This is a genomic window from Microbacterium sp. PI-SA-G (assembly GCF_057215335.1).
In genome coordinates this window covers 1,598,367-1,611,272 of the sequence record NZ_CM170103.1, presented here as the reverse complement: position 1 = coordinate 1,611,272, position 12,906 = coordinate 1,598,367, and the positions used below count along the sequence as shown (strand labels likewise).

The following is a 12,906-nucleotide window of genomic DNA, read 5'->3' as shown; positions in this document are numbered from 1 at the left end:
GCATCGCTCATGACCTCCACCACTGCTGCTGCATCGCCGCCCCGCACTGCCGGGCGGCTGTTCGACGTGAAGCTGCTCATCGGGCTGCTGGTCGTCGTCGCCCTGCTGGTCGTCTCGCTCTTCACCGGCGTGTACGACATCGCGGGCGCCGCCGACGGCGGGGAGATGTTCCAGATCACCCGCGTCCCCCGGACGATCGCCCTCGTCCTCGCCGGTGCCGCGATGGCGATGTCGGGGCTCGTGATGCAGCTGCTCACGCAGAACCGCTTCGTCGAGCCGACCACCACCGGCACCACGGAATGGGCGGGACTCGGGCTCCTCGCGGTGATGGTGCTGGTGCCGCAGCCGTCGATCCCGCTGCGCATGGCCGGTGCCGTGATCGCCGCGTTCATCGGCACGATGGTCTTCTTCGCCTTCCTGCGCCGCGTCTCGCTGAAGTCCTCGCTCATCGTGCCCATCATCGGCATCATGCTCGGCGCGGTCGTCGGAGCGGTGTCCACCTACTTCGCACTCGTGACCGACTCCCTGCAGAACCTCGGTGTCTGGTTCGCCGGCAGCTTCACCTCGGTGCTGCGCGGGCAGTACGAGATGCTGTGGATCGTCGCGGTGGTGGGCGTGGTGGTGTTCCTCGTGGCCGACCGGCTCACCATCGCGGGCCTGGGCGAGGAGATCGCCACCAACGTCGGCGTGCACTACAACCGTGTCATCCTGCTGGGCACGGTGCTCATCGCGATCGCGACCGGCGTGGTCACGGTCGTCGTGGGCAACCTGCCGTTTCTCGGACTCATCGTGCCGAACATCGTCGCGATGGTGCGCGGCGACGATCTGCGCAGCAACCTGCCGTGGGTCTGTCTGCTCGGCATCGCCATCGTGACCGTCTGCGACATCATCGGCCGCACGATCATCATGCCCTTCGAGGTTCCCGTGTCGCTCATCCTCGGCATCGTCGGTGCGGTCGTCTTCGTCCTCCTTCTCCTTCGGCAGCGGCGTCGTGGGTAGCGTCAGCACGGCGGCGACGGCGGCGGTCGTCGATCGCTCATCCGGCGCCTTCGTGAGCGCTGCGGCACGCCGTCGATACGTCGTCATCCTCGGCATCCTCATCGTCAGCTCGGTCGTCTTCGGCGCCGGCGTGCTCGTGTGGGACAACCCGATGCCGTTCGGCTCCGCGGGGTTCTGGCGCATCGCGCAGCACCGCGCCACGAACGTCACGGTGATGGCGACGGTCGCGGTCGCGCAGGCGGTGGCGACCGTCGCGTTCCAGACCATCGCGAACAACCGCATCATCACGCCGTCGATCATGGGCTTCGAGTCGCTGTACCGGGTCGTGCAGACCTCGACCGTCTATCTGTTCGGTGTGGCGGGGCTGGTGGCGATGCAGGGGCTCTGGCAGTTCGGGCTGCAGGTCGCCATCATGGTGGCCCTCGCGATGGCGCTCTACGGGTGGCTGCTCTCGGGCCGATACGGGAACCTGCAGATCATGCTGCTCGTCGGCATCATCATCGGCGGCGGGCTCGGCGCGATCTCGACGTTCATGCAGCGCCTGCTCACCCCGAGCGAGTTCGACGTGCTGGCCGCCCGTCTCTTCGGCAACGTCTCGAACGCCGATCCCTCGTATCTGCCGCTCGCGATTCCGCTCTGCATCGGCGCCTCGGCTCTGATCTGGATGCGGTCGCGACGCCTCAACCTGATGTCGCTCGGACCCGACGCCGCTCGCTCCCTCGGCCTCGACCACCGGCGCGAGCTGATGATCGTGCTGTTCCTCGTCGCCGTGCTGATGGCGACATCGACCGCGCTCGTCGGACCCATGACCTTCCTGGGCTTCCTCGTCGCGACGCTCGCGTACCAGTTCGCCGACACTCACGACCATCGACTGATCTTCCCGGTGGCGGTGCTGACCGCGTTCACGATCCTCGCGGGCGCCTACTTCGTCATGAAGAACGTGTTCTATGCGCAGGGCATGGTCTCGATCCTCATCGAACTCGTCGGCGGTGTCGTCTTCCTCATCGTCATCCTCAGAAAGGGGCGACTGTGATCGCACTCGACGGCGTGCGCCGTGACTACAGCAGCGAGGTCGCGATCGGCCCGGTCGACCTGCAGATCCCGACCGGCGGAATCACGGCGCTGATCGGACCCAATGGGGCGGGCAAGTCGACACTCCTGACAATGATCGGCCGCCTCAACGGAATGGATGCCGGGACCATCGAGATCGCCGGCTACGACGTCGCATCGACGCGCTCGGCGGATCTCGCCAAGATCGTGTCGATCCTGCGGCAGGAGAACCACTTCGTCACGCGCCTCACCGTGCGCCAGCTCGTCGGCTTCGGGCGCTTCCCGCACTCCAAAGGCCGCCTGACCCGGGCGGACGAGATCGTGATCAGCCAGGCGATCGACTTCCTCGATCTCGGCGCCCTCGAGAAGCGGTATCTCGACGAGCTGTCGGGCGGTCAGCGCCAGCGGGCGTACGTGGCGATGGTGCTCGCGCAGGACACCGAGTTCGTGCTGCTCGACGAGCCGCTCAACAATCTCGACATGAAGCATGCCGTGCAGATGATGCAGCATCTGCGGCGCGCGGCCGAAGAGCTCGGGCGGACGATCGTGATCGTCCTGCACGACATCAACTTCGCCGGACACTACGCCGACCACATCTGCGCCATGAAGGACGGCGCCGTGGTGGAGTTCGGCCCGCCCGCGCAGATCATGACCGACGCCGTGCTCACGCGGGTCTTCGAGACCCCCGTGCATGTCATCGATGGGCCGACCGGTCCGCTCGCGGTCTACTACTGACGCCTCCGGGGCGTCGGGTAGGCGGCTCTCAGAGCTCGATGCCGTTGTCCTCGTCGTTGACGCCGGCATTGTGCCCGCGGCGCGACTCGTAGCCGAGAAACCACCCGAGCCAGACGATCGCCGCGAGCAGCACACCCAGCCACACGTTCTGGAAGATCAGGCCGATGACGACTCCCAGCACGAGCAGTCCGAGCGGGACGAGCAGGCGGAGCCAGGTGCGACGGCGAGGGTTCATCCCTTCAGCCTAGGCCCGGGGTCACCGGTCGCGATGGTCCTCGGGGGCCAGACGCGCTCCCCGTCGCTGCTCCTGCACCCCGCTCGCGAAGATCAGGCGGATGACGCGCTGGCGGTGGCCCACCCAGGGGGCCAGCAGCTCGATCATGCCGTCGTCGTCGGTGCGAGAGCCGGTGAGGGCGTGGCCGACCTGATGCGCGAGGTGGTAGTCGCCGACGCTCACAGCGTCGGCATCGCCCAGCGCGCGGATGCGCGTCTCAGCCGCGGTCCAGACCCCGATCCCGGGCAGGCTCGTGAGCACGCGGTCGCGGTCGGCGCCGTCGGTGGCCGCGAGCACCGCGCGATGGATGCTGGGACCCCGCTCCGCCGCGCGCACGAGCGTCTTCGACTGGGGCGGCTGCACGCCGGCCCGGTGCCACGCCCACGAGGGGATACGCCGCCATACCTCAGAGGGCGGAGGCGCGAACAGCGGCCGCGGCGTGGGCCCCGGGGCGCGCTCGCCGAAGCGGGACACCAGCCACCGCCACGCGCCGAACGCCTGCATCGCCGTGACCTTCTGCTCGAGGATCGACGTCGCGAGTGCGTCGAACACCCCGTCGGTGCGTGCGAGGCGCAGACCCGGATTGCGCCGGGCGACTTCGGCGATCAGCGGATGCCGCGTGGCGTCGAAGCCGGTCGCGTCGTCGTCGGCACCGCACAGTGCGGGCAGCGCCGAGAGCACCTGCTCGGCACCGGCGCCCCACGCGGTGGCCCTGACCTCGCCGGACGCGGCGCGCAGAGCGAGGGTCGTAGGGCCCTCCGACGTCCGGACCGCACGCCAGATGACCGGTCCGTCGATCATCATCTGCGGGTCGGTGCCGCCGCGGCGCAGGAACCCGACGGTGCGCACCAGATCGAGCGGATGTGCTGGACGGTACACCGTCTCGCGAGCGGTGGCGGAGGGGGCGGTCGCAGCCGCTCCGGCATCCGCTGTCAGGGTCATGCGCCCACCCTACGCGGGGCGGCTGACAGTGGAACCGGCGCTGCCGCGTCGGATCAGAAGCGGTCGGGCGAGGGAGTGCCGTGGCCGTAGCGGATCACGACGTCGGCGTGACGGTCGAACCGGTAGCCGATGCCGCGAACCGTGCGAACGATGTCCTCATAGCGCCCGAGCTTGGCGCGCAGTCGACGCACGTGCACGTCGATGGTGCGCTCACCCGGGGTCTCGTCATCCTGCGCCTGCCACAGGGCGGAAACGAGCTCGCTGCGCTCGATGGTGCGGCCCTCGCGGAGCACGAGGTACTGCAACAGCTCGAACTCCTTGTACGTGAACGCGGCGGACTCGCCATCGATCAGCACGCGCTTGCGTGAGATGTCGACGACGACGCCGCCTTCGACGTCGGTGGTCTCCTCCTCGGCTGCGGCCTTGGTGCGAGCGATCGCGCCGGGCTCCTGCAGGGCGAGGCGGACGACGTCGAGGTCGCGGCCGCCGGAGCCGTGCGGCGCGAGGGCGACTGTGGCGTGCGTCTCGGCGCCCGGTGCGAGCTCGGCGAGAGTGCGGCGCAGTGCGTCGACAAGCAGCGGCAGGCTCACGCCGGCTTCGGCGGCCTTGATCTCGTCGAGGCCGACGTAGAGCGCGAAGCCCCGCGGCGAGCGGACGGCCGGCAGGTCGGCGGTGGCGCCGGAAAGCGGAGCGGAGGGCTCAGGCTGGGCGTTGGTGGAGTTGATCACGGCGGTGGCGGTGGGACGCTCGAGAAGTGCGGTGTTCGACATGATGATGAAGTCCTCAGGACGAGTGAGCCGATGGGCTCAGATGCGTTGCATGAATGACCGGGCGAGCCGGGACGCGAGCAAGGGGTGGGTGCTCGGGGACTCGGTGCTCGCAGATCGCGAATCACCGGGTCGGCGGGGTGGCTGTTCGTTCAGCGACACATTCGGCAACACATGCCAACGCGACCGGGCATCATCATCCCGGCAGTCCCGTTCGCCTCCTGGGCGGACAAAGGGCGTGCGTTGGTGGTCATGGGGGCGATTATGTCCGATCGTGTCGGTCCGTGTCAAAACGACGACACTCCCGCGCGGCGGGCGTACCGTGGAACGATGAGCACCTCGACGCTTGCTGCCGGTTTCATCCTGACCGACGAGAAGGACGCCTCGCGCTACACGCTGACCCGCGACGGGCAGCTGGTGAGCGTGCTGGACTACCGCGACGACGGAAGCACCGTCGCCCTGACGCGGGCCTTCACGATCCCGACTTTCCGCGGCCACGGCTACGCGGGAACGGTCGTGGAGGGTGCCGTCGGCGACCTGCTCGCCCGCGGGGACCGCCAGGTCGACGCCGTGTGCTGGTACGTGTCGGACTGGTTCGCGGCCCACCCGGAGCACGCCCACCTGCTGCGCACTCGGTGAGCGTCGGTCTATGACGCCGTGTTACGGGCTCGCGCGCACGACCGGATGACGGACCGCGCTTACGAAGCATGATCCGCAGGGGATAAGATGATCCTCTGCTCGGCCACGTTGGCCGAGGTGGTCAGGCGCCCAGAGCGCGCTGGTCCGAGGCTCGAAACCTCCGGCATCCGTCACCAGACACCGGAGGTTTTTCCATGTCTACATCCCTGCGCGCCCGCCCTCAGACCCGGTGGTGGGCGCTCATCGTCATCTCGTTGACCCAGCTGGTCGTCGTCCTCGACGGCACCATCGTCAACATCGCCCTGCCACGCGCTCAGGCCGCGCTCGATCTGACCGACGGTCAGCGTCAGTGGGTCGTGACCGCGTACGCCCTGGCCTTCGGCGCGCTGCTCCTGCTCGGCGGTCGCATCGCCGACTACGTCGGCCGCAAGCGGATCTTCATGATCGGCATGCTGGGCTTCGGCGCGGCATCCCTCTATGGCGGACTCGCGCAGCAGGGCTGGGAGCTCATCCTCGCGCGCGGTCTGCAGGGCGCGTTCGCCGCGCTGCTCGCCCCTGCCGCGCTGGCGCTGCTCACCGTCACCTTCCCTTCGGGGCGTGAGCGCAACATCGCCTTCGCGGTGTTCGGCACGGTCGCGGGCACGGGGGCGGCGATCGGCATGCTGCTCGGCGGCATCCTCACCGAGTTCACGGACTGGCGCTGGTGCCTGCTGGTCAACCTGTTCTTCGTCGTGATCGGCGTCGTCGGCGGGGCGATCGTGCTCACCGAGAGCAAGGCCGAGGGTGAGAACCGCTACGACGTCTGGGGTGCGATCACCGTGACCCTCGGGCTGGGCGTCCTCGTCTACGGCTTCACGCTCGCCGAGAACGGTTGGGGTCACCCGCTCACCATCGCGTTCCTGGTCGCCGGGGTCGCTCTGCTCGCGCTCTTCGTGTGGGTGGAGGGGAGGGTGGCGCAGCCGCTCCTGCCGCTGCGCGTCGTGGCCGACCGGGTCCGCGGCGGCGCCTTCCTCATCCAGGGGGTGGCCGGTGCCATCATGATCGGCGCCACGGTGTACCTGACGTTCCATCTGCAGTTCGTGCTCGGCATGGGAGCGCTGCAGGCGGGGCTGGCGAGCCTGCCGCTGCCGATCGCCACGATGATCATCGCGCCGATCGCGACCAAGCTGCTGCCCGTGATCGGCCCGCGGCCGATGCTCATCGTCGGACCGCTCATCGCGGCGGTCGGACTGTTCACTCTCTCGGGCATCACGCCCGACGGCGCGTACCTCGTGCAGATCGCACCCGCCCTGGTACTGCTCGGCGTCGGCATGGGGTTCATCTTCATCCCGCTGCAGAACCTCGCGTTGTCGGGGGTCGCGCCGCACGATGCGGGAGTCGCGTCGGCGGTCGCGAACTCCGCGATGCAGATCGGCGGATCGATCGGACTGTCGCTGTTCACGGCGGTCTACGCCGCATCGGTCGGCGGACATTCGCAGACGGAGGTGTCGCCGGAGGGACTCACCGACGCGTACGGCTGGACGTTCATCGCCGCCTCGATCCTGATGGTGGTCGCCTCGTTCATCGCCGCGTTCCTGGTGCGCGGGACCAAGGAGGAGCTCCTGCCGACGCAGGGAGAGGCGATGGTCGCCGCGCGCTGAACGCGGCACGCCTCGGACCGAATGTCGGTGGGGGTTCGTACCTTGGGAACATGCGAATCCTGCACACCTCCGACTGGCACATCGGCCGCACGTTCCATGGCACCTCGACCATGGACGCGCTGGCCGAGGTGCTCGCGGCCCTGGTGGCGCAGGTGCGAGAGCACGCGGTCGACGCCGTGGTGATCGCCGGAGACGTCTTCGACTCCGCGACACCGTCGGCCGCGTGCTACACGCTGCTGGGCGACACGCTCGTCGCACTGCACGAGACCGGCGCGCACGTCATCGTCACCAGCGGCAACCACGACTCGGCCGCGCGCCTGGGGTTCCAGGCGCGGCTGCTGCGCGACGGCATCCGCGTGCTGACTGATCCGCTCGCCATCGGGGCGCCCGTCGTGATCGACGACGCCGACGGGCCGGTCAACTTCTTCGGCATCCCGTACCTCGAGCCGGCGATCGTCCGTCAACACTGGCCCCAGGGCGATTCCGAGGGTCGGCAGCTGCGCACGCAGGCACAGACGATGGCGCACGCGATGGATCTCGTCCGCGCGGGTATGCGCGAACATCCCGGGCGGGCGGTGGCGATCGCGCACTGCTTCGCCGCCGGGGTCGACGCCACGGCCGGGCTCGAGCGCGAGGTGCGCCAGGGCGGACTCGACGTGGTGCCGCTCGACGTCTTCGACGGGCCCGACTACATCGCGCTCGGTCACATCCACGGGCGGCAGCAGCTGAGCGACCGGGTCCGCTACGCCGGCGCGCCGCTGCACTACAGCTTCGGCGAGCAGCACAAGCCGCGCGGGTCCTGGCTCATCGAGCTCGATGCCGCAGGGCTCGGCTCCGTCGAGTGGCTCGATCTGCCGGTTCCGCGACGTCTCGTGACGCTCACCGGCACGCTTGACGAGATCCTCTCCGCCGAGAACGTGGCGGCGCACGCCGACCACTGGGTGTGCGCGATCTACACCGACGCGCAGCCTCAGACGGAGCCGATGCGTCGGCTGCGTGAGAGCTACGGCTTCTGCGCGATGGTTCAGCATCAGCCGACATCCGTTGCCACGACCGATGAGCGCACGTATGCGCAGCGACTCCGCTCGGCCGTCACCGACGTCGAGCGCGTCGAGGCCTTCCTCGAGCATGTGCGCGACGGAAAGGGCGCGACCGAGGTCGAGAGCGACCTCGTCCGCGACGTGCTCGACCAGCGCGTGCGCGCCGACGCGCTGGTCTGATGCGGCTGCACCGGCTGGAGGTCGAGGGCTTCGGCCCGTTCCGTTCCCGTCAGACGGTCGACTTCGACGCCTTCGCGGATGACGGGATCTTTCTGATCGCCGGTCGCACGGGTGCCGGAAAGTCGAGCATCCTCGACGCGGTCTGCTTCGGCCTCTATGGCGGCGTTCCTCGCTACGACGGCGGCGAGAAGCGCCTGCGCAGCGACCACTCCGAGCCCGACGATGCGTCTGAGGTGGTCGTCGAGTTCAGCACGCCGTCGGGTCGCTATCGGGTGACGCGGTCGCCGGAGTATCTGCGCCCCGCCAAGCGGGGGAGCGGGCTGACCAAGCAGGCGGCCGGTGTGGCGCTCGACGAATGGACGGATGCCGGGTGGATCGGCCGTGCTGCCCGTGCCGTCGACGTCGCGAACGAGCTCGACGAGATCCTGCAGTTGAGTCGCGAGCAGTTCCTTCAGGTGATCCTGCTGGCGCAGAACCGGTTCTCGGAGTTCCTGCTCGCCAACAGCAAGGACCGTCAAACCCTGCTGCGCAGGCTCTTCGGCACGCAGAGGTTCGAAGACGTGCAGGCACGCTTCGACGAGCGCCGTCGAGCCGCCGAACAGGCGCTCGGTGCGCGGCTCGCGACCGTGACGGCGCGGGTCGATGAAGCCGAGCGTCTCGTGGCCACGGCGGAGCTCGGGGGCGACACGGCCGAGGGCGAGGGCTCGACTGCGGACGTCGGTGCTGCCGAATCGCGGGCGGCGGCCACGACCGACGAGCGGCTCGACGATCTGCGCCGCGCGCTTGCCCGCGCCGACTATCGCGCCGAGCGCCGCGCCTCTGAACGAGACGACGCCGAGAAGCGCACCGCGGCCGCGGACCGCAGCCTGGCCACCGCTCGTGACGAGCGCCGTGATCAGATCGAGCGCGATCGCGCCCGGGCAGCGCTTGCGGCTCTCGACGCGGATGAGCAGCAGATCGCCCAGGCACGGGCGGAGTTGACGCAGGCGCGGGCGGCTGAGGTGCTGCGCGCGCCCATCGCGCGTGCGGTGCGCGCCGCGTCAGCCCGTGACGATGGGGAGGCGGCCGAGCAGCGGGCGCGAACCGCCTGGGAGGCGTTCGGCATCGAGGCCGACGACCTGCCGAGCTGGATCGCCGCACGCACGAAGGAGAGCGGCGCCTGGGAACGGGCCGCCCTGCTCGAGAGCGAGGCCCCGGCTCTCCGCGTCGAGATCCAGCGGGCCGAGACAGATATCGTCGCCGTCACCGCCCGCATCGAGGCCGGCGACATCGAGCGTGCAGCGGCGCCCGCGCGGCTTGCCGAGCTCACTGCCGAGAGAGATGAAGCGCGACGGTCTGCTGATCGCATCGCCGATCTGCTCAGCGCGCGGGTGGCCGCCGAGGCGCGGTGGGACGCGACGCAGGACGCCGCGCGGATCGAGCGCGAGCGCGATGCCGCCGAGCGCGGTCTCGTCGCGGCGAGTGAGGTGCTGGCCGACGCGCAGTCGCTGCTCAGCCAGCTGCGCAGGCGTCGGCTCGACGGTTTCGCAGGGGAGCTCGCTTCGCGGCTGACCGAGGGCGACCCATGCCCGGTCTGCGGCTCGCCGGAGCACCCGGCGCCGGCATCGCACACCGACCCCGTGTCGGAAGACGACATCGCCGAGGCAGAGGAGCAGCGCGATGTCGCCGCGACGCACGAGCGCGCGGCGGCTGACACCGTATCGGCTCTGCGGGCTGACCTCGCCGCAGCCACGGCTCGCGCCGACGGGCGCACCTCCGAGCAGGCCGCTGCCGAGAGAGATGCGGCCGCGCTCGCCCATGCCCAGAGCGTCGCCGCCGCAGAAGAGCAGCGCGCACTCGACGCGCGTCTGCAGGAGCTCACGGCACGGATCCACGGTCTCGAGTCGGCGCACGAGGCCGACGTCACCGCGCTCGCCGCGGCCCGTGAGACGCAGGCACTGCTCACGCAGCGCATGACCGAGTCCGAGGCACTGATCGTCGAAGCGCGCGGCTCGTCGGCGAGCGTCTCCGAGCGTCTCGCCGAGGCCGAGGAGCAGCTGTCGGCAGCGCGCACGCTCGTCGAGGCCGCCGCCGAGCATGCGCGTCGGGCGAGCGCGGCGCATGAGGCGGAGCGAGAGCGCGATGCGGCGTTGGCGGCATCGGACTTCATCGACGTCGCTGAAGCCCAGGCGGCGCTGCGCTCCGAGACCGAGCAGGCCGCTCTGGACGCCCGGACCACCGAGCATGCCGTCCGTCGCGAGAAGGAGCGAGCGATCCTCTTCGATCTCGAGCTGCGCACTCTCCCCGAGGAGCTGATCGATCTCGCCCCGTTCGAACTCGCCGCAGCCGCAGCCCGGGCGGAGTGGACCGCAGCGGTCGATGCCGCCGCGCGTGCCTCGAGCACCGCCGAACGCCTCGCGGACCTCATTGCGTCCGCGGCATCCGAGCATGCCCGCACCGCCGACGACACGGCTGCGTTCGAGACGCTGCGCGGGCTCGCCGACACCATCGCGGGCCGCGGCGCGAACACCCGCAAGATGACGTTGGAGACGTTCGTGCTGGCCGCAGAGCTCGAGGAGATCGTCGATGCCGCGAACCGGCGACTCGGCGACATGTCGACCGGGCGCTACCAGCTGCAGCACTCCGACGCCCTGGCCGCGCGCGGAGCAGCGTCGGGTCTCGGGATCGTGGTGTTCGATGCGTTCACGGGGCAGAGCAGACCCGCCCAGTCACTTTCCGGCGGCGAGACGTTCCTCAGCTCGCTCGCCCTCGCGCTCGGGCTCGCCGAGGTGGTCACGGCACGCGCCGGCGGCATCCGTCTCGACACGCTGTTCATCGACGAAGGGTTCGGCTCGCTCGACGGCGACACGCTCGACGTGGCGATGCGCACCCTCGACGAACTCCGACAGGGCGGCCGCTCTGTCGGAGTGATCAGTCACGTCGAGGCCATGCAGGAGCAGATTCCCGCGCAGCTGCGTGTGCGTGCCACACCCGAGGGGCCCAGCGTCATCGAGGCGCGCTGAGGTGGCCGTCGGTCGCGGCGGTATCAGACGCCGTACTCGCGGCGGATGACTTCGCGCAACTGCACGCTGCATCGAGCGATCGCGGCGCGGAAGTCCACGAGCGCGCCGTCCTCCGCTCGATCCGAGATCGCGCGGAACACGCGGATCGGCACGCCGAACTTGTCGGCCACCCAGATGTAGGCGTACGACTCCATGTCGACCAGCCCCGCCCCCGAGGGGCGGATCACAGCCGTGATTCCCGCATCGCCCACGAAGCTGTCGCCGGTCGCGATGAGCACGCCCTCGCGGCCCGTCGACACACGCGCGGGCAGTGACACATGCTGTCCGGGCACACCGTCGAGGTCGAACACGTCGTGCTGCAGGGCGCTGCCGACTTCGTGCGCGGTCGCGTCGAGGTCCGGGTCGATCCCGCCCGCCGTTCCGACGACGACGACCTCGGTGTACTCCCTCGCATCGAGCGCCCGGGTGAGGGCGTACGTGGCCTGGAGCTTGCCCTCGCCCGTGACGAGCTGATCGAATCCCTCGAGCTCGTCGGGGAATGCGGCGAGTTCGGAGGCCATGGCGGCGACGAGAAGTTTCACCTGACCATCCTCCCAGGTCCGCGACCCCGAGTGCCGTCAAGGGGCACGCCGTCGTCGTCATCCCGGTGTAACACTGGGGGGGCATACTTGCATCGACGAAAACCGGAGGATCACGTGCCCCTGCAGAAGCAGATCTCTGAAGCACTCGGCGTCTCGGCCGAGATCGACCCCGCCGCCGAAGTGGAGCGCCGCGTGCAGTTCCTCGTCGACTACCTCCGCACGACCGGAGCCCAGGGCTATGTGCTCGGCATCTCGGGTGGACAGGACTCGACGCTCGCCGGGCGTCTGGCGCAGCTCGCCGTCGAGCGCGTGCGGGCTGAGGGCGCAGAGGCGACGTTCCTCGCCGTGCGCCTGCCGTACCGGGTGCAGCACGACGCCGACGACGCACAGGCCGCCCTCGCGTTCATCGCCGCCGACGAGTCGGTCGAGGTGAACATCCAGAACGGCGTCGACGGCGTCGAAGAGGACATCGAGTTCGCCGTCACCTCCGACATCAGCGACTTCAACCGCGGCAACATCAAGGCGCGGGTGCGCATGGTGACGCAGTATGCGCTCGCCGGCCACGTCGGCCGCCTGGTGATCGGCACCGACCACGCTGCCGAGGCCGTGACCGGCTTTTACACGAAGTTCGGCGATGGCGCGGCCGACATCCTTCCGCTCTCGGGGCTCACCAAGCGTCAGGGGCGCTCGCTGCTGCAGGCTCTCGATGCGCCGCACCGTCTCGCTTTCAAGGTGCCGACGGCCGACCTGCTCGACGGCCAGCCCGGTCGCTCCGACGAAGACGAGCTCGGCCTCACCTACGAGCAGATCGACGACTTCCTCGAGGGGCGCGACGTCGATCCGGAGGTCGCCGGACGCATCGAGGCGCGCTACCTGGCTACGCAGCACAAGCGCCATCTCCCGGTCACGCCGGACGACACCTGGTGGCGCTGAGCGGCTCCTTCCTTGTGAATGAATGGGCGAACCGGCTCACCTGAGGCGTGTCGGTGCGCTTTGGCGCTGGCCCGCGCCCGAGTGTCGGATGCCGCGGCTAGTGTCGAATCATCCGAGCGATGGG

The 12,906-nt window shown here is 69.7% G+C and carries 12 protein-coding genes; 8 read left to right on the top strand and 4 right to left on the bottom strand.

The window, feature by feature from the left end; translation table 11 throughout:
* The first annotated feature begins 9 nt into the window (after nt 1-9).
* The 3 genes from AC2D10_RS07980 to AC2D10_RS07970 are packed head-to-tail and all read left to right on the top strand — an operon-like array spanning nt 10 to nt 2,784.
* Nucleotides 10-999 carry an ABC transporter permease gene (locus AC2D10_RS07980; protein WP_484711554.1) on the top strand — a complete coding sequence of 330 codons (990 nt, stop codon included), beginning with the start codon at nt 10-12 and terminating at the stop codon, nt 997-999.
* Complete coding sequence (locus AC2D10_RS07975; RefSeq protein WP_484711553.1) at nt 992-2,032, top strand: iron chelate uptake ABC transporter family permease subunit; 1,041 nt, start codon at nt 992-994, stop codon at nt 2,030-2,032. Before AC2D10_RS07980 ends, AC2D10_RS07975 begins: the two co-directional genes overlap by 8 nt.
* On the top strand, nt 2,029-2,784 hold the full coding sequence (locus AC2D10_RS07970) for an iron ABC transporter ATP-binding protein (protein WP_484711552.1): 756 nt from the start codon (nt 2,029-2,031) through the stop codon (nt 2,782-2,784). The genes AC2D10_RS07975 and AC2D10_RS07970 overlap by 4 nt, the downstream gene beginning before the upstream one ends.
* Nucleotides 2,785-2,812: 28 nt before the next feature.
* Here AC2D10_RS07970 and AC2D10_RS07965 read toward each other — a convergent pair whose 3' ends face one another.
* The 3 genes from AC2D10_RS07965 to AC2D10_RS07955 are packed head-to-tail and all read right to left on the bottom strand — an operon-like array spanning nt 2,813 to nt 4,770.
* The gene (locus AC2D10_RS07965) at nt 2,813-3,019 is read right to left on the bottom strand and encodes a hypothetical protein (RefSeq protein WP_484711551.1); all 207 of its coding nucleotides are present in this window, start codon (nt 3,017-3,019) and stop codon (nt 2,813-2,815) included.
* A 21-nt stretch (nt 3,020-3,040) separates the two neighbouring features.
* Nucleotides 3,041-4,000: a DNA-3-methyladenine glycosylase family protein gene (locus tag AC2D10_RS07960; RefSeq protein ID WP_484711550.1), complete on the bottom strand. Its 960-nt coding sequence runs from the start codon at nt 3,998-4,000 to the stop codon at nt 3,041-3,043.
* Between the two features lie 53 nt (nt 4,001-4,053).
* Nucleotides 4,054-4,770, bottom strand: coding sequence for a winged helix-turn-helix domain-containing protein (locus AC2D10_RS07955; protein WP_484711549.1), 717 nt, complete (start codon nt 4,768-4,770; stop codon nt 4,054-4,056).
* 327 nt (nt 4,771-5,097) lie between these two features.
* Here AC2D10_RS07955 and AC2D10_RS07950 point away from each other — a divergent pair, with 327 nt between their 5' ends.
* The 4 genes from AC2D10_RS07950 to AC2D10_RS07935 all read left to right on the top strand — a co-directional run bounded on the left by AC2D10_RS07950 (nt 5,098) and on the right by AC2D10_RS07935 (nt 11,268).
* The gene (locus AC2D10_RS07950; RefSeq protein WP_484711548.1) at nt 5,098-5,406 is read left to right on the top strand and encodes a GNAT family N-acetyltransferase; all 309 of its coding nucleotides are present in this window, start codon (nt 5,098-5,100) and stop codon (nt 5,404-5,406) included.
* A gap of 194 nt (nt 5,407-5,600) precedes the next feature.
* Nucleotides 5,601-7,046 (top strand): MFS transporter, encoded by a 1,446-nt coding sequence (locus tag AC2D10_RS07945; RefSeq protein ID WP_484711547.1) that lies wholly within the window; start codon nt 5,601-5,603, stop codon nt 7,044-7,046.
* A 50-nt stretch (nt 7,047-7,096) separates the two neighbouring features.
* Nucleotides 7,097-8,266 carry an exonuclease SbcCD subunit D gene (locus AC2D10_RS07940; RefSeq protein ID WP_484711546.1) on the top strand — a complete coding sequence of 390 codons (1,170 nt, stop codon included), beginning with the start codon at nt 7,097-7,099 and terminating at the stop codon, nt 8,264-8,266.
* Complete coding sequence (locus AC2D10_RS07935) at nt 8,266-11,268, top strand: AAA family ATPase (protein WP_484711545.1); 3,003 nt, start codon at nt 8,266-8,268, stop codon at nt 11,266-11,268. The genes AC2D10_RS07940 and AC2D10_RS07935 overlap by 1 nt, the downstream gene beginning before the upstream one ends.
* Nucleotides 11,269-11,291: 23 nt before the next feature.
* Here AC2D10_RS07935 and AC2D10_RS07930 read toward each other — a convergent pair whose 3' ends face one another.
* Complete coding sequence (locus AC2D10_RS07930) at nt 11,292-11,849, bottom strand: phosphorylase family protein (RefSeq protein ID WP_484711544.1); 558 nt, start codon at nt 11,847-11,849, stop codon at nt 11,292-11,294.
* A gap of 114 nt (nt 11,850-11,963) precedes the next feature.
* Here AC2D10_RS07930 and nadE point away from each other — a divergent pair, with 114 nt between their 5' ends.
* Nucleotides 11,964-12,782, top strand: coding sequence for an ammonia-dependent NAD(+) synthetase (gene nadE / locus AC2D10_RS07925; protein ID WP_484711543.1), 819 nt, complete (start codon nt 11,964-11,966; stop codon nt 12,780-12,782).
* Nucleotides 12,783-12,906 lie beyond the last annotated feature (124 nt).

Coding starts and splice junctions, on each gene's coding strand:
- AC2D10_RS07950 (WP_484711548.1), top strand. CDS start 5,098: ATGAGCACCTCGACGCTTGCTGCCGGTTTCATCCTGACCGACGAGAAG.
- AC2D10_RS07935 (WP_484711545.1), top strand. CDS start 8,266: ATGCGGCTGCACCGGCTGGAGGTCGAGGGCTTCGGCCCGTTCCGTTCC.
- AC2D10_RS07980 (WP_484711554.1), top strand. CDS start 10: ATGACCTCCACCACTGCTGCTGCATCGCCGCCCCGCACTGCCGGGCGG.
- AC2D10_RS07965 (WP_484711551.1), bottom strand. CDS start 3,019: ATGAACCCTCGCCGTCGCACCTGGCTCCGCCTGCTCGTCCCGCTCGGA.
- AC2D10_RS07960 (WP_484711550.1), bottom strand. CDS start 4,000: ATGACCCTGACAGCGGATGCCGGAGCGGCTGCGACCGCCCCCTCCGCC.
- AC2D10_RS07945 (WP_484711547.1), top strand. CDS start 5,601: ATGTCTACATCCCTGCGCGCCCGCCCTCAGACCCGGTGGTGGGCGCTC.
- AC2D10_RS07940 (WP_484711546.1), top strand. CDS start 7,097: ATGCGAATCCTGCACACCTCCGACTGGCACATCGGCCGCACGTTCCAT.
- AC2D10_RS07955 (WP_484711549.1), bottom strand. CDS start 4,770: ATGTCGAACACCGCACTTCTCGAGCGTCCCACCGCCACCGCCGTGATC.